Source organism: Polymorphobacter sp. PAMC 29334, assembly GCF_019431245.1.
GTDB classification, from domain to species: domain Bacteria; phylum Pseudomonadota; class Alphaproteobacteria; order Sphingomonadales; family Sphingomonadaceae; genus Polymorphobacter_B; species Polymorphobacter_B megasporae.
In genome coordinates this window covers 1,287,915-1,312,516 of sequence record NZ_CP080243.1, presented here as the reverse complement: position 1 = coordinate 1,312,516, position 24,602 = coordinate 1,287,915, and the positions used below count along the sequence as shown (strand labels likewise).

The window sequence follows — 24,602 nt, the reverse complement described above, 5'->3', positions numbered from 1 at the left end:
GCCTCCGCCCCATCGCCTATAATTCGGTCCTCGGCGTACGCTCAGCGCCGCAGACTGTCCGCCGTCATTTCGGCAATCCGCTGATACCACTCGCCTGCCGCAGCGCGGCTCCGTCGAGGCAATACCCGTCGAGAAACACCGTCTCGACATGACGCAGATTACCGAGGTCCTGCGAAACGTCGCCGTCGACAAGGATGATGTCCGCCGTCTTGCCGGGCGCAATCGAGCCGGTTCGATCGTCCATCCCGGTTATCCGCGCCGGGACGATCGTTGCGGTCTGCAGCGCCTCGCCATTGGTGAGGCCAACCTGCTCGTAGAGTTCGAGTTTGCGGCCCAGTTCGAGCCCATGGCCATCGGTCCCGGCGACGATCCGCACGCCGGCCTGATGCAGCTTGCCGACCAGTCCGACCATCTTGGCAAAGCTCTGCGAAATCGTCGCGGGTCACATCCCGAACAACGGATAGCTGCTGGTCTTCCACCCGCGCGCGACAGACGGCGGCGCGATGTCGGCGAACGCCGCATTCAGGGGAGATGGCGCTGCCGCCGGAGGTCATCAGCGGCTCCCAGACCGTCAGTGTCGGGTCGATGATCGTGCAGCGCTTGGCCAGCTCGGCGTAAAATGCCGTCATCATCGGCAAGCAGCGACGCAAGGATCGTTCGGCGCATTGTGTAGTTCCTGGAGAATGCGCTCATACTGGATTGTCGTATCTGCCATCGCACAGGTTGCGATACCCGGCAGCAGGTTAGCGGCGGCGGCGTTCCGTCTGGACCGAAACCACTGCGCGGCGGAAAGTTTGTGGCGGGCGTCAGATTTCTTCCAACGTTTCAAACAGGAAAACGGACCGCCCACATATCCTGATCGACCACGTTCGGTGTGGTCGCTCTGTGAGCGACGATCTCGCTGCCCTTGGTGAGCACGTCGCGGACATATCGGGCGCTCTCGTAGCTGGCGTATGTCCGACCACCCTCGCGGCTGTCCGTGCGCACGACGAGTTGTCCGGCGTCGTAGCTCGACAGCTCGTCAGGGCGCAGACTGAGCCGGCATCCATCGCTCATCGTGGTGAACAGGAACAACCCTCCCGGACGCACGATTCGCTTCATTTCGGCAAACCACGCTACATGCGCGGCTTCGGACAGATGTGTGAATACCGACCAGCAATAAACTGCGTCGAAGCTTGCGTCGGCGAAGGGAGCGCGCGGCATCAGGTCGTTGCGTACAAACGTTCCGCCAAGATTTTCAGCACACCAGGCCACCATTCGCGGGTCGTAATCCATTCCTGTCATCGTGTACGGCATGTGCCTTATCACGCGCCCAACGCCGCAACCCCATTCGGCTACGTTGACGGCTCCAGGCAGATAGGTATCGATCAGACCGATAAAGCGATCAGCCGAATCTTTGCCGCTTATGTAATATCCCTCATGGTCAACGCCCGACGTTGTCTCGTACAGAAGCCGATCAGGCGGCATTTTAAGTGTCGGATTGACTCCATGGAACGTCGCGTTCCTTGCGACAGTGCCGCGCCGGACATATTGAAAACGCGCATTATCGGCGTGCCTGACCATGCCCATGGTTCTAAGTGCGGCAACTACGAACTGCTTCAAGACAATATCCCCATATCACGCAAAGCAGCAGACGATTCCGCCAGCGTAACGGTAGAGTAAGTGAAACATGACGTAAAGTTATATGCGATGACTATTTGAGCGATTTGACCGTGCGGGCCGTTTGCCCTAGAAGCAGCCGAAGATTGCCACCGGGCGATCGAAACAAAGCGTCCACGGACGTACGCCGGCCAGCGAAGACTCGCTCGCCGGCGGTTTGTCCGTTTGGAGTAAACGAGCCGCATGTTCGATAGTCTCTCCGATCGCCTCGCGGGCGTGTTCGACAAGCTCCGCGGCCGTGGAGCACTGACCGAGCTCGACGTGCGTGCGGCGATGCGCGAGGTGCGGATCGCGCTGCTTGAGGCCGACGTCGCGCTGCCGGTGGTCAAGGACTTCATCGACTCGGTCACCGCGCGCGCGATCGGCGCCGAGGTCACGCGGTCGGTCACGCCCGGCCAGCAGGTCGTCAAGATCGTTCACGACGCGCTGGTCGAGATGCTCGGCAGCGACGCCGCCCCGCTCAACCTCGGCGTCACCCCGCCCGCCGTCATCATGGTCGTCGGCCTGCAGGGGTCGGGCAAGACGACGACGACCGCCAAGCTCGCCAAGCGCCTGACCGAGAAGCAGGGCAAGAAGGTGCTGATGGCGTCGCTCGACGTCCAGCGCCCCGCCGCGCAGGAACAGCTCCGCGTCCTCGGCGAACAGACCAGTGTCGCGACGCTGCCGATCGTCGCCGGGCAGCAGCCGGTCGAGATCGCCCGCCGCGCGCGGACCGCCGCCAAGCTCCAGGGCTTCGACGTCCTCCTCCTCGACACCGCCGGACGGCTCCACGTCGACGCCGCGCTGATGGCCGAGATGAAGGCGGTCGCCGAAGCCGGGACGCCTGACGAAATCCTCCTCGTCGTCGACAGCCTGACCGGACAGGACGCGGTCAACGTCGCGACATCGTTCTCGAGCGAAGTCGCGCTGACCGGGATCATCCTGACGCGGATGGACGGCGATGCCCGCGGCGGCGCGGCACTGTCGATGCGTGCGGTCACCGGCAAGCCGATTAAGTTCGCCGGAACCGGCGAGAAATTGGACGCGCTCGAGGAGTTCGTTCCCGACCGCGTCGCCGGACGCATCCTCGGCATGGGCGACGTCGTCGGCCTCGTCGAGCGCGCCGCCGAAAGCTTCGAGGCCGCGAGCGCTGAAAAGCTCGCCGCGAAGATGGCCAAGGGCCAGTTCGACATGGACGACCTGCGGATGCAGCTCGTCCAGATGAAGAAGATGGGCGGCCTCGGCGCGCTCGCGGGGATGCTGCCTGGCATGGCCAAGGCCAAGCAGGCGATGGCGTCGGGCGCGGTCGACGAGAAGGTGCTCGGGCGGATGGAAGCGATGATCTGCTCGATGACGCCGAAGGAGCGGACCAAGCCCGACCTGATCAACGCCAAGCGCAAGATCCGCATTGCCAAGGGCGCGGGCACGACGGTGCAGGACGTCAACAAGCTGATGAAAATGCACCAGGAAATGGAGGGCGCGATGAAGCGTCTCCGCAAGATGGGCGGCATGAAGGGCATGGCGGCGATGCTCGGCAAGATGGGCGGCGGCGCGGGCGGCATGGCCGGCCTAGCGGGTATGCTCGGCGGCGGCGGCCAGGGCGGCCTGCCCGGCAACTTCAACAAGCTCAACAAACGCTAGAATTCGAACCAGACTCTTACAGATCGAAGAAGGAAGACCGGAATGTCACTCGCAATCAGGCTCGCTCGCGGCGGGATGAAGAAGAAGCCCTATTACCGCATCGTCGTCACGGACAGCCGCAACGCCCGCGACGGCAAGTTCCTTGAGAAGATCGGGACGTACAACCCGCTGCTCAACAAGGAAAACCCCGAGCGCGTGAAGCTCGACGGCGAGCGCGCGACGCACTGGTTGTCGGTCGGCGCGCAGCCGTCGGACCGGGTCGCCCGGTTCCTCGATGCTGCCGGCATCCGCACCCGCGCCGCCCGCTCGAACCCGAACAAGGGTGTTCCCGGTGACAAGGCCAAGGAGCGTTCCGACGCCGCCGCCGCCAAGCAGGCCGAGCTCGATGCAGCGACCGCCGAAGCAGCCGAGGCCGCCAAGATTGCCGCGGCAGCGCCGCCCGAGCCGGAAGCCGTTGCTGAAGTCGAAGCTCCGGCCGAAGCCGCTGCCGAAGCGCCCGCCGATGCCGAAGTTCCGGTCGATGCGGCGACCGAGACCGACGCCTCGCCCGCCGGTCCCGCCGTCTGAGTACGACGATCACCCTCGCCGCCGTTGCCGGAGCACACGGCATCGGCGGCGAGGTTCGCCTCAAGCTGTTCGGCGATACGCCCGATGCGTTGAAGCGATACAAAAGCTTCGACGCCGCCGGGCGAACGCTGACGCTCAAGTCGCTGCGCCCCGACAAGGGCGGAGCCATCGCACGTTTTGCCGAGATCGCCGACCGTAACGCCGCGGAGGCTCTGCGCGGAACGGTGCTGACCGTCCCACGCGACACGCTCCCGCCGCTTGCCGAGGGCGAGTATTACCACGCCGACCTGATCGGGCTGGCGGTGTTCGACACCGAAGGCGCTGCGATCGGCACCGTCATCGCAGTCGAGAACTTCGGCGCCGGGGACATCCTCGAGATCGAAAAGCCCGATCGCAAGACCTTCATGGTTCCGCTGACCCCGACGGCGGTGCCGGAGATCGGCCACCGGGTCTTAATTGACCCGGCCTTCGTCGATTAGTATATACGTCGCGTATAGACGGAGGCGGCTGTGGCGACGACCAAGGTGTTCAAATCGGGCAACGCCATGGCGGTCCGCCTCCCCGCGTCATTCAACGCAGTCGCCGGAACTCCAGTCGAGGTGCGGGAGGTGCAGGGCAAATGGATCGTCGAGCCGGTCACAGCCGCGCCGCGCAAGTTCAACATCGACAAGGTCTGGGGCTGCGCCAAGGGCTCAGGACTTGCAATGGACCCGGATCGTTCGTTCGTCGAACGCCCGTTGTTGTGGGACGACCCCAAATGGCGAGCGAAGCATCTGCCTGACTAATGCGCTATATGCTCGACACCAACATCCTGATCGCGGTCGCGCTTGCCACCGAGGACGCCGCGCGTCGGCGGCTCGCTGACCTCGACGAAGGAGATGCGGTGACGTCGGCGATAGCCTACGCCGAAGTTCTCTACGGATCGCGGCGAGGAAAGCCGCCTGCCCTTACTCATCTTGCGACATTGATCGAGGAGGTCGCGGTCATGCCCTTCGATCACGCTGCCGCCTCGGTTTACGCTGATCTTCCGTTCAAGCGAGCGAGCTACGATCGACTGATTGCGGCCCATGCACTGGCACTCGGCCTGACCGTTGCAACCGCCAACATCGCCGATTTCGCCGACGTTCCCGGCCTCATGGTCGAAGACTGGTCGCGGTGAGCGAAACTCTCACTCGCATCGTCAAAATTGTGGCCGATTGCAGTGGATCGTTCGCGCCATGACCTGGTCCGCCACCATCCTGACCCTCTACCCCGAGATGTTCCCCGGGCCGCTCGGGCATAGCCTCGCCGGGCGCGCGCTTGCCGAGGGTATCTGGAGCCTCGACGCCCGCAACATTCGCGACTTCACCACCGACAAGCACCGCACCGTCGATGACACCCCCGCTGGTGGCGGTCCCGGCATGGTCCTGCGTGCAGATATCCTGTATGGGGCGCTGCGTGGCGTCGGCGGCACCGGCCCGGTTCTGGCTCTATCTCCGCGCGGCCCGTCCCTCACGCAATCGCGCATCCGCGACCTCGCGAGCGGCCCCGGCGTGCGGCTGATCTGCGGGCGGTTCGAGGGCTTCGACGAGCGGCTTTTCACCGGTCCCAACGCGGTCGAGCCGATCAGCATCGGCGACTATATCCTGTCGGGGGGCGAGCCGGCGGCGCTGGTCCTGGTCGATGCTTGCATCCGGCTGCTTCCCGGCGTAATGGGCGCGACCCAGAGCGGGGACAGCGAGAGCTTCGAAAGCGGCCTTCTCGAGTACCCGCACTACACCCGGCCCGCAACGTGGGAAGGGCAATCGATCCCCGAAGTCTTGCGATCGGGGGATCACGCGAAGGTCGCCGCATGGCGACAGGCGCGGTCCGAAGAGGACACACGGCTAAGGCGGCCGGACCTGTGGGAGCGCTATCGTGGCGCTCGGGGTCGGTCGCCCTCTGGCGCGCGAGATGATGAAGGAGAATGAGATGAATCTCATCCATACGCTCGAGGCGGAGCAGATCGCCAAGTTCCTCGAGACCAAGAAGATCCCGCTGTTCCGTGCCGGCGATACGCTGCGCGTCGGGGTCAAGGTCGTCGAAGGCGACCGCAGCCGCGTCCAGAACTACGAAGGCGTGTGCATTGCCCGGTCGAACCGCGCGATGGGCAGCAGCTTCACCGTTCGCAAGATCAGCTTCGGCGAAGGCGTCGAGCGGGTCTTCCCGCTGTACTCGCCGAACATCGATTCGATCGAAGTCGTCCGCCGCGGTGTCGTTCGCCGCGCCAAGCTTTATTATCTGCGCGGCCGCTCGGGCAAGTCGGCGCGCATCGTCGAAAAGCGCGACGCGCGTCCCGGCGCGGGCGCAGCCTGATCCGACAGCCCGCGCGCTGTGAAATCAGCGCGCGGAGTTGGGCGTGACCCGGGCAGCTATGCTCGCCGTTTGCGGCAACGTAAGAGCGGATCTCTGCCGGTCGCACGCCTTGAAAAGTCTGTCCGGCTGTGACCGAATCGGCTGCGCTTTATTCCCGGCTTTGCAACCGCTCCGCCTTCGGTTAAAAATGTTTATGCACGTTTCGCGCCAACTGCACCGGAGATGAAAGTGGCGGATGTCGAAGTCATCGAGCGGGAGTCGGTGGATAGCGCCGCTGCGTCGCGCGATGGTCTCGCCGTCGTTGCGATCGGCAAGAAATACGACAAGCGCGTTGTTCTCCGCGACGTCTCGCTGACGGTTAACCGCGGCGAGGTCGTCGGGCTGCTCGGCCCGAACGGCGCGGGCAAGACAACGTGCTTTTACTCGATCATGGGACTGGCGAAGCCCGACCAGGGCCGTATCCTGCTCGACGGAACCGACATCACCAGCCTGCCAATGTACCGGCGCGCAGCGCTTGGGCTCGGTTATCTGCCGCAGGAAACCTCGATTTTCCGCGGCCTGACGGTGGCGCAGAACATCCTCGCGGTGCTCGAGATCGTCGAGCCTGACAAGGCGACGCGCGCCGCACGGCTCGAACAATTGCTCGACGAATTCCACATCACCCGGCTGCGCGACGCGCCGGCGATGGCATTGTCGGGCGGTGAGCGGCGGCGCTGCGAGATTGCCCGGGCGCTGGCCGCGCGCCCGTCGATCATGCTCCTCGACGAGCCGTTCGCCGGTATCGACCCGATATCGATCGCCGACATCCGCGGCCTCGTCGTCGACTTGCGCGATCGCGACATCGGCGTGCTGATCACCGACCATAATGTCCGCGAGACGCTCGATATCGTCGATCGCGCGTGCATCATCTACGACGGCCGCGTCCTGTTCGAGGGTACGCCCGAGGCGTTGGTTGCCGACGAAACGGTACGGCGCGTCTATCTCGGCGAAGGGTTCAGCCTCTAGGGGCTTCGGCTCCGGGGCAGCGCCATGAGCATCGGTCCCCGCCTCGACCTTCGTCAGAGCCAGTCACTGGTCATGACGGTCCAGCTCCAGCAGGCGATCAAGCTGCTAGCGCTGACCAACGTCGAGCTCGAAGCGTATATCGGCGGCGAGCTCGAAAAGAACCCGTTGCTCGACGCAGGCGATACGGGATCCATTGCCGCCGCGCCAGCCGCCACCGCCGAACCGGCGACCACCGATCAGCTGATCGCCGCGGGAAACGGGGCCGCCGATGCTCCGCTCGATGTCGACTTCACCGCCGAGACCTTCCACCACGACGGTCCGACCGACAGCGTCACTGATGGCGGCTTCCAGCAAGGCGGCAGCTTCGACGGGGCGGGCGCGATCGGCAACGGCGGATCGGGTGACGGCGAAGGCATCGACTTCGACGCGATGGCGGCGGCTGAGCCATCGCTGATCGACCTGCTGATCGAACAGGCGGTCGCGGCGTTTGCCGATCCCGTCGACCTTGTCATCGCGCGCCACCTGATCGACCAGATCGACGATGCCGGATATCTGACCGGAAGCAGCGTCGAAGAGATTGCCGACCGGCTCGGTACCGATCCAGCGGCGGTCGAACGCGTCCTTGTCGTCATCCACTCGTTCGATCCGGTCGGCGTCGGGGCCCGGACCTTGCGCGAATGCCTGATCGTCCAGGCGCGCGAGGCCGACCGCCTCGACCCTGCGATGGCGGCGTTGCTCGACAATCTGGAGACGCTCGCGCGCGGCGACATGGCGACGCTGCGTCGCGTTTGCGGGGTCGACCAAGAAGACCTGTCGGACATGATCCGCGAATTGCGCGGGTATAATCCCAAGCCCGGCCTGCAATATGGCGGCGGCGAGCGGGCGCAGAGCGTCGTCGCCGACGTCTTCGTCCACCGGCTGGCGAAGGGCGGATGGGTCGTCGAGCTCAACAGCGCAACCCTTCCCCGCGTCCTCGTCGACCGCGGCTATCACGCCCAGCTGAGCGCCGCGCCGACGGGGCACGACGCGCATTCGAAGGAGCGCGCACGCGAGGCCAAGGTGTTCCTGTCGGACTGCCTCGCGAGCGCGAACTGGCTGGTCAAGGCGCTGGACCAGCGCGCGCGGACGATTATCAAGGTCGCGACCGAGCTGGTGAAGCAGCAGGAGGCGTTCTTCGAACACGGGGTCAATTACCTCAAGCCGTTGACCCTGCGCGCGATCGCCGAGGAGATCGGCGTCCACGAATCGACCGTCAGCCGGGTGACATCGAACAAGTATCTCGCCTGCGATCGCGGCCTGTTCGAGCTCAAGTATTTCTTCACCAGCGGCATCCAGTCGAACGACGGCGGCGAAGCCTCGTCGGCGCTTGCGGTCAAAAACCGGATATCACGCCTGATCGCCGTCGAGCCCCCCGCAGTGCCGCTGTCGGACGACAAGCTCGTCGTCCTCCTCCGCGCCGAAGGCTTCGACATCGCGCGGCGAACCGTGATGAAATACCGCGAGGCGATGGGGATCGGGTCGAGTGTTGCGCGACGGCGGGCGAAGCTGCTTGAAGCGGCGGCCTAGAACTATCGTTGGTGTGATGCGTATAAGAGTACGATCCCGCACGGAGTAGAGACATGGCCCATTCACATGCCGAAATCACTGCTTCAGTCGGGCGGGATGGTGCAAACCGCCCACACGACGTCCGCATTATCCAGCAATTGATCAACGATCACCGGCCGCCGGAAATTCAGCGGCTCGCGGTCGATGGCGTGCCGGGGCCGCAGACGATTGCCGCGATCGTCGCGTGTCAGACCACCATCGTGCATCTCAGCCACCCGGACGGCAGAGTCGACCCGCAAGGCCGGACATTGGGGGCGTTGAACCGGCTCGAGGCACCGACGCATCCGGTTCAACACCCGAAGCACCCGGCCAGCCACGCAGCGGCGGCAGCGCCCACGAAGCCTGCGGCTCCGGCCGCCGCCACGTCACCGGCGAAGCCAGCCACGCCTGCGGGGCCTGCAACGCCTGCTAGCGCAGCCACGACAGCGGCAATTCCCGGCTATCCGTCCGAAGTGATTTCAGCGGCGCAGGCGGCGCAGACGGCAAATCACATCCCGGCATCGGTGACGATGGCCCAGTGGGCGCTCGAAAGCGGCCACGGCGCGCATATGCCCTCCGGCAGCAACAATCCGTTCGGCATCAAGGCAGCCGGCAGCCAGCCATTCGTCGAGGCGCGGACGCGCGAAGTCGTACACGGGCGCAGCATCTATATCATGGCGCACTTCCGCAAGTTCGACACGCTTGCCGACGCCTTCATCAAGCACGGTGAACTGCTAGCTAATGCCAAGCCCTACGCCAATGCCCGGGCCCAGCTGCCCGACGCCGACAAGTTCGCCGACGCGCTGACGGGCGTCTACGCCACCGATCCGAATTACGGCACGCTCCTCAAGCAGATCATGAAGGGCGCAAATCTGTACCGCTATAACTAGCCGAGGGTGTGGAAGCAGGCGTTGAGGCGCGCCGCGATCGGCCGCCACTTCGCCGCCTCTGCGGCCGGATAGGTCAGTTCGAACGATTTGCTCTGATCGCCGACGTGGAACGACTTGGCGTAAAATTCGCTCGTCGGGGTGCTGCCCGAGACGACGAACCAGCCGGGCTTGATGACGCGGTAGCTCGTGGTGCCGCCTGCAGCGAGGCGGGTAGCGGTCTGGTCGGCGGCCGCCTTTACCGAGGTCGCCATCACGTTGTTCGAGCCGAATACGAGCAGCTTTGCTCCATCCTTTGCCGTGAAGGCACGTCCGTCGCTGTCGGGCGCCTCTGGCTGCGGGGTCAGTGCGTCGGCCGGGTAGCAGGTCGAATAATTATAACGGACGTTGGTGTACGTCTTCCAGGCATGCTCCGCCGGCACTGCCTGCGTCGGAGCGCAAGCGAAGACGCCGACACCGGCCAGCAGCGATAGAACGGCAGACCGGATCATAACCAACTCGCTTGAATAAGGACCGATGTTCCAACGCGCCGAAAGCGGTCAGGTGCCGGGAAAATCATCGAAACCTGTGCTGGGATCGCGCCCGATCGACGTGTTCGGGACCAACGCTGGCGGGAAATTGAGTGCGAGCCAATCCTCGACGATATCGCCGACCCGCTCCTCGACCGCGCCCCACCACAGCCAGTGGCTCGCGCCGGGGAGCTCGTGATAGTCGATCGGCCCGGCGATCCGGCGCGCGGTCGCCCGGGCGATCGCGGATGGGGTGATGCGGTCGCGGTCGCCGGTGACGATGAGCGCGGGCATCATCAGCCGGGTGTGGTCGACCTGGGTCGAGCCGGTCCGAGCGAGGAACGGCAGCGCCATCTCGAACAGCACGCGTCCCGAATCCCAGACGAGCGCGGCGATCTCGGCATCGGCGATCGGTGCCGGCACCTCGTTGTAGATCCCCCAGCGCGCATGGTCGGCATCAATCTTCGTCGGCCGCTCCCACCACTTCGGCTTGATGATGACCTCCATCATCGTCCGGATCGGGGAAATCGCCGGGACGTTGGTCGACGCCGTCGCGGCGGGCGAGAACAGGATCAGCCCCGGCGCGCCAACCCGCGCCGCGACCGCCTGCGCGAGAAAACCACCCATCGAATGTCCGGCGATCACCGGCGGCTCGGGGAGCAGCGCGATTTCGGCAACGAGGAAGGCGATATAATCCTCGACGGTTATCGTGCCGAGTTCGGGCGGCGGCGCGAGGTCGGGCGCGCGGTCGTGGAACGGCAGCGCCGGAGCGTAGGTCGGGCGCCCGGTTACCGCGAGCCGGGCGCGAAGCCGGTCGAACACCGACGGCGTGCTCCACATGCCATGAACGAAAAAGACCGGCGTCACTGCACCACGCCGGACGCGGCGAGCACCGCCATCGTCACAAGCTCGCTCGCCCCGCTGATCATCGGCGCGATCTGCACCGCATGCGACATGCCGACGAGGAGCGGTCCGATCATCCGCCCGCCGCCGAGCTCCTTCAACAGCTTGGCGGAGATGTTCGCCGACTGGAGGCCCGGCATGATCAGGATGTTGGCCGGCTCCGACAGCCGCGAGAACGGATAGCGGCTCGCCATCCGCGGATTCAGCGCGACGTCGGGCGACATCTCGCCTTCATACTGGAAGCCGACCTGCCGCGAATCGAGCAGCTTGATCGCGTCGCGGGTGTGCTTGAGGAACTCGCCCGGCGGATTGCCGAAGTTCGAGTAACTGAGGAATGCAACGCGCGGCTCCTGCCCCAGCCGCCGGGCGACGGCGGCGGTTTGTTCGGCGATATCGGCGAGCTGCTCAGCGGTCGGGCGTTCGTGGACCGTGGTGTCGGCGATGAAGATCGTCTCCGACCGCCCGACGTACATGTGGATGCCGAACGGGGTATGTCCCTCCGCCGGGTCGAGCACCGAGCGCAGCTGGCGGAAGGTCTCGGCGAAATTGCGGGTGACGCCAGTAACCATGGCGTCGGCCTCGCCCATCGCCAGCATCAGCGCCCCGAAGATGTTGCGCTCGTGGTTGACCATCCGCTGGACGTCGCGGAGCAGGTGCCCGCGGCGCTGCTGGCGGGCGTAGAGCATCTCGACCATCCGCGGCACGAGTGTCGAGCTGGCGCTGTTGTGGATTTCGAAGTCGTCGGGATCGGCACCGATCCGCGCCAGCCCGGCACGGACCGGCTCATCGCGCCCGATCAGGATGGGTGTCCCATAGCCATTGGTGCGGAAGCTGACCGCCGCGCGCAGCACGACTTCCTGCTCGCCCTCGGCGAAGACGACGCGCTTGGGGTGGCTGCGTGCCGCCTCAAAGCTGCCTGCGAGGACGGCGTTCGTCGGGTTGAGGCGTGAGCGCAGTTCGAGGCGGTACGCGGCCTCGTCGAAGAACGGCTTCTTGGCGATCCCGCTCGCCATCGCCGCCTTCGCCACCGCGACCGGGATGTTCTCGATCAGCCGCGGGTCGAACGGTGCCGGGATGATATAGTCGGGGCCGAAGTTGCGCGCCTTGCCGCCGTACGCCGCCGCGACCTCGTCGGGCACCTGCTCGCGCGCGAGGTTGGCGAGCGCGTGCGCCGCCGCGAGCTTCATTTCCTCGTTGATCGACGTTGCGCGAACGTCAAGCGCGCCGCGGAACAGGTACGGGAAGCACAGGACATTGTTGATCTGGTTCGGATAATCCGACCGCCCGGTGGCGACGATCGCATCGGAGCGGACTGCGGCAACCTCCTCCGGCGTGATCTCGGGATCGGGGTTGGCCATCGCGAAAATGATCGGATTGGGGGCCATCGACGCGACCATCTCGCGGCTGAACGCACCCTTCTGGCTCAGACCCAACGCGAGGTCGGCGCCAACCATCGCTTCGCTCAGCGTCCGGGCGTCGGTGACCGCGGCGTGCGCCGACTTCCACTGGTTCATGCCGGTCGTGCGACCCTGGAAGATGACACCCTTGGTGTCGCACATGATCACGTTTGTCACGCCGAGCAGCTTGATCAGCTCGGTGCATGCGATCGCCGAAGCGCCCGCGCCGTTGACCACCATCTTGATGTCTTCGGGCTTGCGGCCGGTGAGGTGAAGCGCGTTGATTAACCCGGCGGCGGCGATGATCGCGGTGCCGTGCTGGTCATCGTGGAACACCGGGATGTTCATCCGCTCCTTGAGCGTCGTCTCGATGATGAAGCACTCGGGGGCCTTGATGTCCTCGAGATTGATACCGCCGAAGCTCGGCTCCATCAGCTCGACGGCGTCGATGAAGCGCTCGACGTCCTCGGTCTTGAGTTCAAGATCGATCGAATCGATGTCGGCGAAGCGCTTGAACAGCACCGCCTTGCCCTCCATCACCGGCTTCGACGCGAGCGCGCCGAGGTTGCCGAGGCCAAGGATCGCGGTGCCGTTCGAGATCACCGCGACGAGGTTGCCCTTGATCGTATAATCGTACGCGGTGTCGGGATCCGCGGCGATCGCCAGCACCGGGATCGCGACCCCGGGCGAATACGCCAGCGACAGGTCGCGCTGCGTCGCCATCGGCTTCGACGCGATGATCTCGATCTTGCCGGGCCGCCCGGCCGAGTGGAACAGCAGGGCCTCGCGGTCGAACGACGGACCGGTGGTTTCTTCGGACATCGTCAATTCCCTTTACTCCGACAGACCCTATAGGCGCGGGTCCGTGACGGGCAAGCAGTCATCGGCTAGGAGCAGTCCGATGAGCGAAGCCTCGCCGATGATGGCGCAATATCTGAGCATCAAGGCGCAGGCGGCAGGCTGCCTGTTGTTCTTCCGCATGGGCGACTTTTATGAGCTATTCTTCGACGATGCGGCGAAGGCGGCGGCGACGCTCGACATCGCGCTGACCAAGCGCGGGCAGCACCTCGGGCAGGACATTCCGATGTGCGGCGTGCCGGTGCACGCGGCCGAGGCGTACCTGATGCGGCTGATCCGCGCCGGGCATCGCGTCGCGATCGCCGAGCAGATCGAGCCCCCCGCCGAGGCGAAGAAGCGCGGTGCTAAGAGCGTCGTCGCGCGGGCGATCGTCCGGGTGGTGACGCCCGGCACGCTGACCGAGGACACGCTGCTCGATGCGCGGCGGAGCAACTATCTCGCCGCGGTCGCCCCGGTGGCGGGAGCGGTCGGCATTGCGTGGTGCGATGTCTCGACCGGCATTTTCCGGACGCTGACGACTGCGGTGGATGGGCTTGATGCCGAACTCGCGCGGATCGCCCCGGCTGAGGTCGTGGCTCCTGAGGGGTGGAGCGGCGAGGCGACATTGCGCCCCATCGCCGAGTTCGAGTCGCGGGCCGCGAACAAGCGACTGTGCGACCGATTTGGTGTCGCGACGCTCGATGGCTTCGGCAGCTTTGCGCGTGAGGAAGTTGCAGCGGCGGGGGCGTTGCTCGCGTATCTCGAGACGGCCGGGGCGGGGACACTGCCGCTGCTGACGCCGCCGGTGCCGTCGCCGCAGGCAGGCGTGATGGCGATCGACGCAGCGACGCGGAGCAGTCTCGAGATCAGCCGCAGCGTCGTCGGCGCGCGGGCCGGGAGCCTGCTCGACGCGATCGACCTGACGGTGACTGGCGCGGGCGCGCGGATGCTCGCCGACGACCTTGCCGGGCCGTTGACCGACGCCGCCGCGATCGGTGAACGGCTTGATTTCGTTGCGTGGTTCGTCGGGTTGCCGATCGTCCGGGGGCGGACGCGCGACGCGCTCAAGGCGGGTGCCGATCTCGAACGCGCACTGTCGCGGCTTGCGCTCGATCGCGGATCGCCGCGAGACCTCGCGGCGATCCGCGACGGGCTGACGATCGCGCTGGCGCTCAAAGAAGCCCTCGGCTCGGCACAATCGATCGACATTCCGCCGCTGCTGACCGCGACGCTCGGCCGGATCGGGGCGCACGGCAGCACGATCGAGGCGTTGCGCGCGGCGCTCGTCGCCGAACCGCCGCTCGACATGGCGCATGGCGGGTTCATCGCCCCCGGTTTCGACGCCGCGCTCGACGAGTTGCGCGCGGCGGCGAGTGACGGGCGGCGGCTGGTCGCGGCGCTCGAAACTCGGCTGCGGAGCGAGACCGGGGTCGCCGCGCTCAAAATCCGGCACAACGGTGTCCTCGGCTATCACATCGAAGTCGCGGCGCGGAACGCCGATCCGCTGCTGGCTAACCCCGGCTTCACCCACCGCCAGACGCTCGCCGGGACGGTCCGCTTCGGTTCGACCGAACTCCACGGCCTCGCGACGAGGATCGCGCAGGCGGGGGATCATGCGCTCGCGGCGGAGGCGGCGCATTTCGCGACGTTGCGTGAGACGGTGCTGGGTCATTCGCGTGAGATCGCGGCGACGGCATCGGCGCTGGCCCGGATCGACGTTGCCAGCGGGCTCGCCGAACTGGCAGTGCGTGAGAATTGGGCGCGACCGAGCGTCGACGACAGTTGCGCCTTCGACGTCGCGGCGGGGCGGCATCCAGTGGTCGAGGCGGCGACGCGGGCGGCGCGGCAGACCTATGTCGCGAACGACTGTGACTTGGGCGAAATCAATCGCTTATGGCTCGTCACGGGTCCGAACATGGCGGGCAAGTCGACCTTCCTCCGCCAGAACGCGCTGATCGCGGTCCTCGCCCAGGCGGGGTCGTTCGTGCCCGCGGCGTCGGCACATATCGGGGTCGTCGACCGGCTGTTCAGTCGTGTCGGAGCGTCGGACAATCTCGCGCAGGGGCGGTCGACCTTCATGGTCGAGATGGTCGAGACCGCCGCGATCCTGTCGACCGCGACCAACCGTAGCCTCGTCATTCTCGATGAAGTCGGTCGCGGCACCTCGACCTACGACGGGCTGGCGATCGCGTGGGCGGTGCTCGAGGCGGTCCACGATGCCTTGCGCTGCCGCTGCCTGTTCGCGACGCATTATCATGAGCTTACGACGCTCAGCGCACGCCTCGACGCGCTCGCACTCGTCACCGTCAAGGTCCGCGAATGGAACGGCGAATTGGTCTTCCTCCACGAGGTCGCGAGCGGTGCCGCCGACCGCAGCTATGGGCTCGCGGTGGCCAAGCTTGCCGGGCTGCCGGCCCCGGTCATCGCCCGGGCGAAGGAGGTTTTGGCGCGGCTCGAAGCCGGAAAAGCGCGGACCGGGGGGCTTGCTGCCGACCTGTCCGACCTGCCGCTGTTCGCTGCCGCACCGCCGGCGCCGAAGGCCGATGATCTGAGGGTGCGATTGGGGTCGATCAGCCCCGATTTGCTGTCGCCACGGGAGGCGCTCGACCTGCTTTACGAACTGAAGGGGCTCGCCTGAGCCGCGGCTCGGCACACGCGCACCCGGCCCGCACACGCCCGCACGTCGTCCGATCCGCACCGCCGCACTGACGCCCCCCGGACACGGCTTGCCACCGCCCGCCCCTTCCCGCACCTTGGTGCCGGGCAACGGCGAGGGCGCACACGGATGGACACGACGATCGGCGTTCAAGGTCCGGGCGGCATCGTACCCCCCGGCGAAGTCATGCGCGATCGCGGGTTGATCCGCGGGGTCGGCCTCGCCGCGTTCACTGCCGCGATCGTCAACGGCGTCGTCGGTGCGGGGGTGTTCACCCTGCCCGCGGTGATGGCGCTCAACATCGGACCGCGCGCGCCACTCGCCTTCCTCGTCTGCGCGATCGCGATGGGCGCGGTGGTCTGGTGCACCGCCGATGCCGGGCGGCGCGTGCCGACCTCGGGGGGCATCTACGGCACCGTCGAGGCGGCGTTCGGCAAGCGCGCGGGGTTCGTCACCGGCTTCGTCGGCATCTGGCTATCGAGCGTCTTGTCGTGCGGCGGCATCGCGGCGGCATTCGCGGCAATCTGCGGAACGGCGGTCCCGGCGCTGGCGAGCGGCCTGCCCCGCGCGGCGCTGATCTGCGGGGTGATGGCGGTCCTCGCGCTGGTCAACCTGCGCGGGGTCGGCTTCGCCGCGCGCTTCATCACCGTCACGACGCTGGTCAAGCTCGTCCCGCTCGCGCTGTTCGTCGGCGTCGGCGTCTGGTTCATCGACCCCGTGAAGCTCCACGCCGGGGTCGCAGCGAGCGGGGATGGGCTGGGCGGCGGCTTCGGCCGTGCCGTCATCTTCGCGCTGTTCGCCTTCTCCGGGATGGAGACCCCGCTCAGCGCGTCGGGCGAGGTCGCCGACCCGCGCCGCAACGTGCCGCGCGCGATCGTGCTGGCGATGAGCTTCGTCCTGCTGCTGTACATCGCGGTGCAGGTCGTCGCGCAGGGCCTACTTGGCGCCGCACTCGCGCATTCGGCGACGCCGCTGGCGAGCGCGATCGCCACCGTCCGCCCCGAACTCGGCATCGTTTTGCTGGCGGGCGCGGGCGCGTCGATGCTGATCTGGATCGGATCGGACCTGCTTGGCGCACCGCGCGTCCTGTTCGCCTTTGCCCGCGACAAGCTGCTCCCCGCCTTCCTCGGCACGGTCGGCGCGAAGAGCCACGTTCCGGTCATGGCGATCGTCGTCCACACCGTCCTCGTCTGCATCCTCGCGGTTAGCGGCACCTTCGAGGCGCTGGCGATCCTGTCAGGGCTGGCGAGCACATTCCTGTATTCGATGGCGTGCAGCGCGGCGTGGCGGCTCGATGCGCGCGGGGTCGGCGGCAGTGGCGGACGGCGCGGGGTGATCCCGGTCGCGGCGGCGATCGGCGTACTGGCGATGGTGACGATCGCGGTCCAGGCGAAGCCGGTCGAGCTGTTCGGGCTCGCCGCGGCGGTGGCGATCGCGCTGGGCCTCTATTCGGGACGGCGGATGTTCGCGGGGTCTTAGCTCGCGCACCGACAGGCCGTTGACTACAAGCGTAGACGTGATAACTACGTCTGTAGTCGACAGGAGCCGAGTCGTGGCCGAACGTATCAGCGATGCCGAATATGCCGTCATGTCGGTGCTGTGGGAGCAGAGCCCGCTGACCGCGCACGAGGTTGCCGGGCGCGTTCCCGAGCGCGGCTGGTCGGTCAACACCGTCAAGACGCTCCTCGCGCGGCTAGTTGCCAAGCAGACGATCGCGCACGAGGCCGACGGGCGGCGCTACCTCTATCGCCCGCTCGTCCAACAGGCCGATTATGTCGCGGTCGAATCGCGGCGGCTGATCGATCGGCTGTTCGGCGGCAAGCTGACCCCGCTCGTCGCGCACCTCGCCGAGCGCAACGCGCTGAGCGCCGAGGACATCGCCGAGATCGAGGCGCTGCTCAAGGAGATCAAGGCGTGAGTGCGGTCGCCGACTGGGCGGGCGGCGCGTTGCTTGGGTCGACCGTGCTGATGATCGCGGTCCTCGCCGTCCGTGGCGGAGTTCGCCGCGTGATCGGGCCGCGGCTCGCTTACGCGCTCTGGCTGCTCCCGCTGCTCCGGATGATCGTCCCGCCGCTGCCTGCCGGCCTGTTCGCGGCGATCCCTGTCGCGACTGGCAGCGCCAAGCTGTCGATCCTGTTCGTCGGCGCGCATGGCGCAGGCTTGTGGCGCGACCCATCGAGCGGCTGGCAGGCCGCGACGCTGTTGCTGGCGGCGTGGGCCATCGGCGCGGTCGTCGTGTTCGGATATTATCTCGTCCGCTATTTGCGCTTCCGTCGCACCCTGCTCGCGTCGGCGGTCGACGTCGGTGAGCGCGGCTCGGTCCGCATTGTCGCGAGCGCCGTCGATGGCCCGCTCGCGTTTGGAGTGGTCCACCGCACCATCGCCGTGCCGCTCGACTTCACCACGCGCTTCGATCCGCGCGAGCAGAACCTCGCCCTCGCACATGAATGTGCCCACCACGCCCGCGGCGATCTGGTCGCGAACTGGGCGGCGCTCGCTGTCTTGGCACTGCACTGGTGGAACCCGGTCGCTTGGGTCGCCATCCGCGCCTTTCGCGACGATCAGGAATTCGCCGTCGACGCGCACGTCCTCGCGCGCTGCGATGCCAGCGCCCGCCCGGCCTATGCCCGGGTACTCGCCAAGGCGGCCGGGCTGGGCACCCTGTCGGTCTGCAACCTCACCGCCCGCTCCAACCTGAAAGGAAGACTCGTCATGCTCAAGCAACGCCCCTCACCCAAAGGCCGTGTGATCCTCGGCGGGAGCGCGGTCGCCCTCCTCGCCGCAGCCGCGCTGACCGCGACGGTCTCGGCAACCGGCGCGCCCGCAACGGGCCGCCAGGCGGTGACGATCGGGGTCAAGCCCGACGGCGCGGGCGGCTATGCCTTGATCGTCGGCGGCAAACTTGTCGCGGCGGGCGCGCCTTTGCCCGGCGGCGCGACGCTGCCGTCCGACTTCGACCCGGCAGGCGGCTGCGACCTCAAGCCCGCCGCCAAGCCGCAGGCGATGGTGCTCAAGGGCGTCAACGGCAACACGACCTATTCGATCATGTGCGCGAACGCTGCGCCGGCGTCGGTCCGGACGACGCTCGGCGAGGGCCTCGCCAGCCTCAAGACGATGCGCGCCTCGATCGCGACGCAGCCGGCGTCGGCGGCGTTCCCCGAGACCGAGCGGACACTCGCGCTCGCCGCAGTCGACCGGTCGATCCACGAGGTCGAGGGCACGCTCGCCAAGGCGGGCTGATCATCCCGCTGTGTCGGTGCGGTCAGCCGTAACTGCTGACCGCGCCGAACATCGCCGTCAGCGCCGCGCGCTCGCCCGCCGTCAACTCGGGCCGCCACACCTCGAACAGCAGGATCGCGCGGGGCTCGTCGCTATCGTTCCACGCCTCATGCTCGATCGAGTCGTCGAAGATCAGCGGCACCCCCGCCTCGACGGTGCGGACCTCGTTGCCGACACGAAGGCGGCAGCCGGGGGGGACGATCAGCGGGATGTGGACGATCAGCCGGGTGTTGAGCATCCCGTTGTGCGCCGGGATGTGGGTGCCGCCCGCAAGGATCGAGAACAACGCCATCGGCCCGCGACCCGGGATGTGCGGGATCGGCGCGGTTTCGACCGCGGCGACGGTGCGTGGGCACGCGGCGTGGTGCGCGGCGACGGGCTCGCCGTTCTTCCACAGATGGTACGCGCTCCACCGTGCGTCGCCGAGCAGCGAATGCTCCTTCGACGGGCGGTTCTCGGGCGCTTCGACGTACGGCGCGAGACCCGACTGCGCGGCGATCACCGCCTCGACCTCGGCGCGCATCGCCGGGGCCTGCGCCGCGATCGCCGCCACCCAGGGGAAGTCCGCCGGATCGTGGAACGGGATCGCGGCAAGGCGCGGATAGTAAAAGCTCGTCGGGGCCTGCGGATACGGCGCCGCGACGCCGGTGGTGATCGCCATCGCCTCGGCAAAGCGCGGGTGGACCGTCGCCGCATCGACTCCCGATGCGGCGAGTTCGGACCGGAGGTGCGCGTCGAACTTCGCCGAGGCAGCGGCGCACGCGGCCTTCGCCCGGTCGAGCGCGGCGATCGTCACCGGGGCCAGCCCGGCGACACCGTCCGCCGTCCGCAGTGCCGCTTCGAACCATGATGTCGCGGCGCGGGTCTCGCCGTGGCGGTCGAGGAGTTCGCCGCGCATGACCATGCCGTCGAGGTTGGCGCGGTCGACCGCGAGGAGCTCGTCGAGCGCGGCGTGGGCCTGCTTGCGGTCGTCGAGCTGGAAGTTCGCCTGTGCGAGCAGCAGCCACAGTTGCGGCGTCGCGCGCCCGGCAGCGACGACGGTTTCGAAGGCGGTGCGGGCGGCCGTGGCGTCACCCCGGCTCAGCGCGGCGACCCCCTGCCCGGCGGCGGCGGCGAGGTCGGTCATTCGGCACCCCGCGGCGGCGGATTGAGCTGGCCGCGGCGGAACGCGCCTTGGTTGGCGGTCATCCAGCCGGGATATTCGGGCGGCAGCGCACTCGCCGTGCCGAGCGCGGCGAGATCATCGGGGGTCAGCACGATCGTGCACGCGCCAATGTTGTCGCTGAGCTGGTCGGGCCGTTTGGCGCCGACGATGACGCTCGTGACGACCGGCTGGTGGAGCAGCCACGCGATCGCGACCTGCGCCACGCTCGCCCCATGCGCCTCGGCGATCGGCCGCATCGCATCGATCACCGCATCTGCGCGCGCCTTCGGCACCGGCAGGCCCGGGCCGTCGCCCTTGAGCCGCCCGTCTTCCGGCGCGCCGTCGCGGTATTTGCCCGACAACAACCCCCCGGCGAGCGGCGACCAGACCATTAGCCCGACGCCCTCGGCCTTGAGCAGCGGCACGATCTCGCGTTCGAGATCGCGGGTCGCAAGCGTGTAGAACGCTTGGAGCGAGGCGAAGCGCGCAAGGCCGTGCCGCTCGCTCAGCCCCAACGCCTTCATCACCTGCCACGCCGCCCAGTTCGACACGCCGACATAGCGGACGCGGCCCGAGGCGACGATCGCGTCGAGGCCGCGAAGCTGTTCCTCGATCGGCGTCGCGGCGTCGAAGCCGTGGATCTGGTACAGGTCGATGTGATAGAGGCCGAGGCGCTTCAGGCTCGCGTCGACCGCATTCATCAGGTGATAGCGCGACGTCCCGCGCCCGTTCGGGTTGCCGGTCATCTGGCCGAACGCCTTGGTCGCGACGACGATCTCCTCGCGCCGGATGCCGAGGTTCTTGAGCGCCGCGCCGGTGATCTCCTCCGACTTGCCGTTCGCATAGACGTCGGCGGTGTCGATGAAGTTGATGCCCGAATCGATCGCGGTTTTGACCATCGCATCGGCATCGCTCTGGCCGAGCCCGCCCATGTTTTTCCACATCCCCTCGGTCCCGCCGAAGGTCATCGTCCCGAGCGCGAGTTCGGACACGAACAGGCCGGTCCGGCCAAGGGGATTATATCGCATGATCGGGAACTCCGCGCGCGCCGATGTGGCGTTGCGTGCGGTTTGCCCCTATCTGCGCTGCATGTCACCCCGCTTCGACCAGCTCACGAACCGGCGCGCGATCATCGATCGACGTGTCGTGGGCGACGCCCTTGCCGCCGCCGCCGAAGCCGGGCGGGCGAGCGAGGCGCGCCGCGACGCCGCCGCTGCGATCCTCAAGGCCGCGCTCGCCGAGGGCCGTGCCGAGATCCGCCGCCGCCTCCACGAACACCCTTCGCGCGGGCTCGACAGTGCGGCATCGGGGGCGTTCCTGACCGACCAGCTGCTGCGGCTGATCTTCGACTTCACCACGACCGCGCTTTATCCCAAGCCGAACCCGACCGCCGCCGAACGGCTGACGCTGATCGCGGTCGGCGGCTACGGGCGCGGCGAGATGGCGCCCTTCTCCGACGTCGACATCATGTTCCTGACGCCGTGGAAGCAGACCGGGTGGGGCGAGCAGGTGATCGAGACGATCCTCTACCTGCTGTGGGATCTCGGCATGAAGGTCGGCCACTCGACGCGGTCGCTCGACGACATGATCCGCATGGCCAAGTCCGACCTGACGATCCGCACCGCGCTGCTCGAGGCGCGCTACGTCTGGGGCGACCAGCCGCTGTACGACGAGGCGGCGGCGCGCTTCAAAAAAGAGATCGTCACCGGCACCGCGCGCGCCTTCATCGCCGACAAGCTCGCCGAGCGCGATGCGCGGCATCACCGCATGGGCGACAGCCGCTACGTCGTCGAGCCCAATTTGAAGGAGGGCAAGGGGGGCCTGCGCGATCTCCATACGCTCTTCTGGATCGGCAAATACGCGTATCAGGTCCAGTCGGTCGCCGAGCTCGTCGGCAAGGGGCTGCTGACCGCGACCGAGCTGCGCCAGTTCCTCAAGGCCGAGAATTTCCTGTGGGCGGTGCGGTGCAATCTCCACGACATCGCCGGTCGCGCCGAGGAGCGCCTGACTTTCGACGTCCAGCGCGAGCTGAGCACCCGGCTGCGCTATACCGAGCGCGCCGGCATGTCGTCGATCGAGCGCTTCATGCGCCACTATTTCCTCGTCGCGCGGCAGGTCGGCGACCTGACCGGGCTGTTCCTCGCACACCTCAACGACAGCTTCGGCAAGGGCGCGTGGTTCCCCAAGCTCGTCCGGCGGCCGCGCAAGCTGAACGGCTTCACCACGCGGTCGGGGCGGATCGGGGTGCCGAACGATACCTTCTTCCGCGACGACCCGGTCCGGTTGATCGAGATGTTCGCGCTGGCGAACAGCGCGGGTCTTGAAATCTACCCGCTGGCGATGCGCCAGGCCGGGCGCGACGCCGGGCTGATCACCGAGAAGATCCGCCGCGATCCGCGCGCCAACGCGCTGTTCATGGACGTGCTGACCAGCCACATCGACCCCGAGACGACGCTCCGCTGGATGAGCGAAGCGGGAGTCTTTGGGCGCTTCATTCCCGACTTCGGGCGTGTCGTCGCGCAGATGCAGTACGACATGTACCACCACTATACCGTCGACGAGCACACCATCCGCGCGATCGGGCTCGTCGCGAAGATCGAGAACGGCGAGCTCCAGGCCGACCATCCGCAGTCGGTCAAGGTCATCCGCCAGCTTGTCTCGCGCCGCGTCCTGTACGTCGCGGTCATGCTCCACGATATCGCCAAGGGGCGTGGCGGCGACCACAGCGAGCTCGGCGCCGACATCGCGTTGCATCTGTGCCCGCGGCTCGGACTGTCGCCCGCCGAGACAGAGACGGTGGCGTGGCTCGTCCGCTACCACCTGCTGATGTCGTCGACCGCGTTCAAGCGCGACCTGTCGGACTATAAGACGATCGTCGACTTTACCGACATCGTCGCCTCGCCCGAGCGCCTGAGGCTGCTGCTCATCCTGACCGTCGTCGATATTCGCGCGGTCGGGCCGAACGTCTGGAACAACTGGAAGGGCCAGCTCCTCCGCGACCTCTACGACGCCGCCGAGGAGGTCCTCCGCCTCGGCCACAAGCAGAACGGCCGCGCCGAACGCATCGCGGCAAAGCAGGCGGCGCTGGCGAAGGAGCTCGAATGGCCTGCCGCCGAGTTCGCCGCGTACGCCAAGCGCCATGCCGACCCGTACTGGGTCGCTGAATCGCCCGAAGTCCTGTTCCGCAACGCCTGCCTCGTCGAACGGTCAGACGCCGCCAAGGCCCCGCTGTCGATTGCGATGGAGGTCGACGCCGCGATGGGGACGACGCTCGTCACCGTCTATGCCGCCGACCATCCCGGGCTGTTCTACCGCATCGCCGGGGCAATTTCGCTCGGTGGGGCGAACATCCTCGACGCGCGGATCCACACCACCCGCGACGGCCAGGCACTCGACAACTTCGTCGTCGCCGACCCGTTGGGGCGGCCGTTCGCCGAGCCCGAGCAGCTTGCGCGGCTCAAGCGCTCGATCGAGGACGTGCTGCTCGGCAAGATCCGCCTCGCCGACCGCCTGGCCGCCCGCCCCCTCGCCCGCCGCCGCGCCGAGGCGTTCCGCGTCGAGCCGAACGTCTTGATCGATAATCGCGCGTCGAACCGCTACACCGTGCTCGAAGTCAACGCGCTCGACCGCCCGGCGCTTTTGTGGTCGCTGACGCATGCGCTGTTCTCGGCGCGGCTGGCAATCCAGTCGGCGCACATCGCGACCTACGGCGAACGCGCGGTCGACGTGTTCTATTTGACCGATCTGACCGGCGAGAAGATCGACAATGCAGCACGGCTCAAGACGCTGGAGAAGCGGTTGCTCGAACTGGCGTCGGGTGACACTGCGCCGGCGATGATCGCGGCGGAGTGAGGGGCTGACCAAGCCGTTCCAGATAGGGCGCTAGGCTGGCCATCGCCCAAGCGCTCCATCGACTGCCGCGCGTCAAGAGCCTGAAAAGATAGATAAAATGTCATCTCGGCGGGATGACACCGTGTTGGAATCGAGCTTATCACGCCAACCCCGGTCCCGCGGCAACCCGATGCTAAGTTCAAAATAAGTTCACACAAAAGCGTGTGTTTTTGCGCTCTCTTCCCGGCTGAATTTCCAAATCGCCTGACAATGAGAAAGAGTGCGCCCCACCGCCCGGTGGCGACTCGATAGCGGCGACGCTAGGCGCAATGCCCGAGTGTAGGACAGCGCGAAATTTGTCGGCGATGGGACTCGATCGAACCCGGGCTG

General features: G+C 67.1%; 22 protein-coding genes. 15 read left to right on the top strand and 7 right to left on the bottom strand.

Annotation, left to right across the window (positions count from 1 at the left end):
• Positions 1-64 precede the first annotated feature (64 nt).
• Together KZX46_RS22850 and KZX46_RS10155 are read right to left on the bottom strand one after the other, a co-directional pair.
• Positions 65-412 carry an amidohydrolase family protein gene (locus tag KZX46_RS22850; RefSeq protein ID WP_226896212.1) on the bottom strand — a complete coding sequence of 116 codons (348 nt, stop codon included), beginning with the start codon at positions 410-412 and terminating at the stop codon, positions 65-67.
• A gap of 413 nt (positions 413-825) precedes the next feature.
• Positions 826-1,602, bottom strand: a complete 777-nt coding sequence (locus KZX46_RS10155) for a class I SAM-dependent methyltransferase (protein ID WP_219776481.1) — start codon at positions 1,600-1,602, stop codon at positions 826-828.
• A 240-nt stretch (positions 1,603-1,842) separates the two neighbouring features.
• On the opposite strand from KZX46_RS10155, the gene ffh reads away from it, so the two are divergent.
• The 10 genes from ffh to KZX46_RS10105 all read left to right on the top strand — a co-directional run bounded on the left by ffh (position 1,843) and on the right by KZX46_RS10105 (position 9,659).
• Positions 1,843-3,279: a signal recognition particle protein gene (gene ffh, locus KZX46_RS10150; RefSeq protein ID WP_219776480.1), complete on the top strand. Its 1,437-nt coding sequence runs from the start codon at positions 1,843-1,845 to the stop codon at positions 3,277-3,279.
• A gap of 42 nt (positions 3,280-3,321) precedes the next feature.
• Positions 3,322-3,846: a 30S ribosomal protein S16 gene (gene rpsP / locus KZX46_RS10145; protein ID WP_219776479.1), complete on the top strand. Its 525-nt coding sequence runs from the start codon at positions 3,322-3,324 to the stop codon at positions 3,844-3,846.
• On the top strand, positions 3,843-4,325 hold the full coding sequence (rimM, locus tag KZX46_RS10140; protein WP_219776943.1) for a ribosome maturation factor RimM: 483 nt from the start codon (positions 3,843-3,845) through the stop codon (positions 4,323-4,325). The genes rpsP and rimM overlap by 4 nt, the downstream gene beginning before the upstream one ends.
• A gap of 30 nt (positions 4,326-4,355) precedes the next feature.
• Positions 4,356-4,631, top strand: coding sequence for a hypothetical protein (locus tag KZX46_RS10135; protein WP_219776478.1), 276 nt, complete (start codon positions 4,356-4,358; stop codon positions 4,629-4,631).
• Positions 4,631-5,005, top strand: coding sequence for a type II toxin-antitoxin system VapC family toxin (locus tag KZX46_RS10130; RefSeq protein ID WP_219776477.1), 375 nt, complete (start codon positions 4,631-4,633; stop codon positions 5,003-5,005). The genes KZX46_RS10135 and KZX46_RS10130 overlap by 1 nt, the downstream gene beginning before the upstream one ends.
• Positions 5,006-5,063: 58 nt before the next feature.
• Positions 5,064-5,795, top strand: coding sequence for a tRNA (guanosine(37)-N1)-methyltransferase TrmD (gene trmD, locus KZX46_RS10125; protein ID WP_219776476.1), 732 nt, complete (start codon positions 5,064-5,066; stop codon positions 5,793-5,795).
• A gap of 1 nt (position 5,796) precedes the next feature.
• Positions 5,797-6,180 (top strand): 50S ribosomal protein L19, encoded by a 384-nt coding sequence (gene rplS / locus KZX46_RS10120; RefSeq protein WP_219776475.1) that lies wholly within the window; start codon positions 5,797-5,799, stop codon positions 6,178-6,180.
• 222 nt (positions 6,181-6,402) lie between these two features.
• Complete coding sequence (gene lptB / locus KZX46_RS10115) at positions 6,403-7,185, top strand: LPS export ABC transporter ATP-binding protein (RefSeq protein ID WP_219776474.1); 783 nt, start codon at positions 6,403-6,405, stop codon at positions 7,183-7,185.
• A gap of 24 nt (positions 7,186-7,209) precedes the next feature.
• Positions 7,210-8,751, top strand: coding sequence for an RNA polymerase factor sigma-54 (rpoN, locus tag KZX46_RS10110; protein ID WP_219776473.1), 1,542 nt, complete (start codon positions 7,210-7,212; stop codon positions 8,749-8,751).
• Between the two features lie 53 nt (positions 8,752-8,804).
• Complete coding sequence (locus tag KZX46_RS10105) at positions 8,805-9,659, top strand: glucosaminidase domain-containing protein (RefSeq protein WP_219776472.1); 855 nt, start codon at positions 8,805-8,807, stop codon at positions 9,657-9,659.
• Here KZX46_RS10105 and KZX46_RS10100 read toward each other — a convergent pair.
• From KZX46_RS10100 to KZX46_RS10090, 3 genes are read right to left on the bottom strand one after another with little or no spacing between them, the layout of a single operon-like run.
• On the bottom strand, positions 9,656-10,147 hold the full coding sequence (locus KZX46_RS10100; RefSeq protein ID WP_219776471.1) for a hypothetical protein: 492 nt from the start codon (positions 10,145-10,147) through the stop codon (positions 9,656-9,658). The two genes, KZX46_RS10105 and KZX46_RS10100, sit on opposite strands and share 4 nt — an antisense overlap.
• Before the next feature lie 48 nt (positions 10,148-10,195).
• The gene (locus tag KZX46_RS10095; RefSeq protein WP_219776470.1) at positions 10,196-11,032 is read right to left on the bottom strand and encodes an alpha/beta hydrolase; all 837 of its coding nucleotides are present in this window, start codon (positions 11,030-11,032) and stop codon (positions 10,196-10,198) included.
• Positions 11,029-13,287, bottom strand: a complete 2,259-nt coding sequence (locus KZX46_RS10090) for an NADP-dependent malic enzyme (protein ID WP_219776469.1) — start codon at positions 13,285-13,287, stop codon at positions 11,029-11,031. The genes KZX46_RS10095 and KZX46_RS10090 overlap by 4 nt, the downstream gene beginning before the upstream one ends.
• A 79-nt stretch (positions 13,288-13,366) precedes the next feature.
• Between KZX46_RS10090 and mutS the strand changes: the two genes are divergently transcribed.
• From mutS to KZX46_RS10070, 4 genes are all read left to right on the top strand, one after another.
• On the top strand, positions 13,367-15,940 hold the full coding sequence (gene mutS, locus KZX46_RS10085) for a DNA mismatch repair protein MutS (protein WP_226896211.1): 2,574 nt from the start codon (positions 13,367-13,369) through the stop codon (positions 15,938-15,940).
• Between the two features lie 147 nt (positions 15,941-16,087).
• Positions 16,088-17,437: an APC family permease gene (locus tag KZX46_RS10080; RefSeq protein ID WP_219776468.1), complete on the top strand. Its 1,350-nt coding sequence runs from the start codon at positions 16,088-16,090 to the stop codon at positions 17,435-17,437.
• 73 nt (positions 17,438-17,510) lie between these two features.
• Positions 17,511-17,876 carry a BlaI/MecI/CopY family transcriptional regulator gene (locus tag KZX46_RS10075; protein ID WP_219776467.1) on the top strand — a complete coding sequence of 122 codons (366 nt, stop codon included), beginning with the start codon at positions 17,511-17,513 and terminating at the stop codon, positions 17,874-17,876.
• Positions 17,873-19,198, top strand: coding sequence for a M56 family metallopeptidase (locus tag KZX46_RS10070; RefSeq protein ID WP_219776466.1), 1,326 nt, complete (start codon positions 17,873-17,875; stop codon positions 19,196-19,198). Before KZX46_RS10075 ends, KZX46_RS10070 begins: the two co-directional genes overlap by 4 nt.
• A 22-nt stretch (positions 19,199-19,220) precedes the next feature.
• Here the strand turns inward: KZX46_RS10070 and KZX46_RS10065 are convergent, their stop codons facing one another.
• Both KZX46_RS10065 and KZX46_RS10060 read right to left on the bottom strand, forming a co-directional pair.
• Positions 19,221-20,363: an aspartyl/asparaginyl beta-hydroxylase domain-containing protein gene (locus KZX46_RS10065; protein WP_219776465.1), complete on the bottom strand. Its 1,143-nt coding sequence runs from the start codon at positions 20,361-20,363 to the stop codon at positions 19,221-19,223.
• The gene (locus tag KZX46_RS10060; protein ID WP_219776464.1) at positions 20,360-21,409 is read right to left on the bottom strand and encodes an aldo/keto reductase; all 1,050 of its coding nucleotides are present in this window, start codon (positions 21,407-21,409) and stop codon (positions 20,360-20,362) included. The genes KZX46_RS10065 and KZX46_RS10060 overlap by 4 nt, the downstream gene beginning before the upstream one ends.
• A 61-nt stretch (positions 21,410-21,470) precedes the next feature.
• Here KZX46_RS10060 and KZX46_RS10055 point away from each other — a divergent pair, with 61 nt between their 5' ends.
• Positions 21,471-24,233 (top strand): [protein-PII] uridylyltransferase, encoded by a 2,763-nt coding sequence (locus KZX46_RS10055; RefSeq protein WP_219776941.1) that lies wholly within the window; start codon positions 21,471-21,473, stop codon positions 24,231-24,233.
• Positions 24,234-24,602 lie beyond the last annotated feature (369 nt).

Coding starts and splice junctions, on each gene's coding strand:
- KZX46_RS22850 (WP_226896212.1), bottom strand. CDS start 412: ATGGTCGGACTGGTCGGCAAGCTGCATCAGGCCGGCGTGCGGATCGTC.
- ffh (WP_219776480.1), top strand. CDS start 1,843: ATGTTCGATAGTCTCTCCGATCGCCTCGCGGGCGTGTTCGACAAGCTC.
- rpsP (WP_219776479.1), top strand. CDS start 3,322: ATGTCACTCGCAATCAGGCTCGCTCGCGGCGGGATGAAGAAGAAGCCC.
- KZX46_RS10130 (WP_219776477.1), top strand. CDS start 4,631: ATGCGCTATATGCTCGACACCAACATCCTGATCGCGGTCGCGCTTGCC.
- trmD (WP_219776476.1), top strand. CDS start 5,064: ATGACCTGGTCCGCCACCATCCTGACCCTCTACCCCGAGATGTTCCCC.
- rplS (WP_219776475.1), top strand. CDS start 5,797: ATGAATCTCATCCATACGCTCGAGGCGGAGCAGATCGCCAAGTTCCTC.
- lptB (WP_219776474.1), top strand. CDS start 6,403: ATGAAAGTGGCGGATGTCGAAGTCATCGAGCGGGAGTCGGTGGATAGC.
- rpoN (WP_219776473.1), top strand. CDS start 7,210: ATGAGCATCGGTCCCCGCCTCGACCTTCGTCAGAGCCAGTCACTGGTC.
- KZX46_RS10105 (WP_219776472.1), top strand. CDS start 8,805: ATGGCCCATTCACATGCCGAAATCACTGCTTCAGTCGGGCGGGATGGT.
- KZX46_RS10100 (WP_219776471.1), bottom strand. CDS start 10,147: ATGATCCGGTCTGCCGTTCTATCGCTGCTGGCCGGTGTCGGCGTCTTC.
- KZX46_RS10090 (WP_219776469.1), bottom strand. CDS start 13,287: ATGTCCGAAGAAACCACCGGTCCGTCGTTCGACCGCGAGGCCCTGCTG.
- mutS (WP_226896211.1), top strand. CDS start 13,367: ATGAGCGAAGCCTCGCCGATGATGGCGCAATATCTGAGCATCAAGGCG.
- KZX46_RS10080 (WP_219776468.1), top strand. CDS start 16,088: ATGGACACGACGATCGGCGTTCAAGGTCCGGGCGGCATCGTACCCCCC.
- KZX46_RS10065 (WP_219776465.1), bottom strand. CDS start 20,363: ATGACCGACCTCGCCGCCGCCGCCGGGCAGGGGGTCGCCGCGCTGAGC.
- KZX46_RS10060 (WP_219776464.1), bottom strand. CDS start 21,409: ATGCGATATAATCCCCTTGGCCGGACCGGCCTGTTCGTGTCCGAACTC.
- KZX46_RS10055 (WP_219776941.1), top strand. CDS start 21,471: ATGTCACCCCGCTTCGACCAGCTCACGAACCGGCGCGCGATCATCGAT.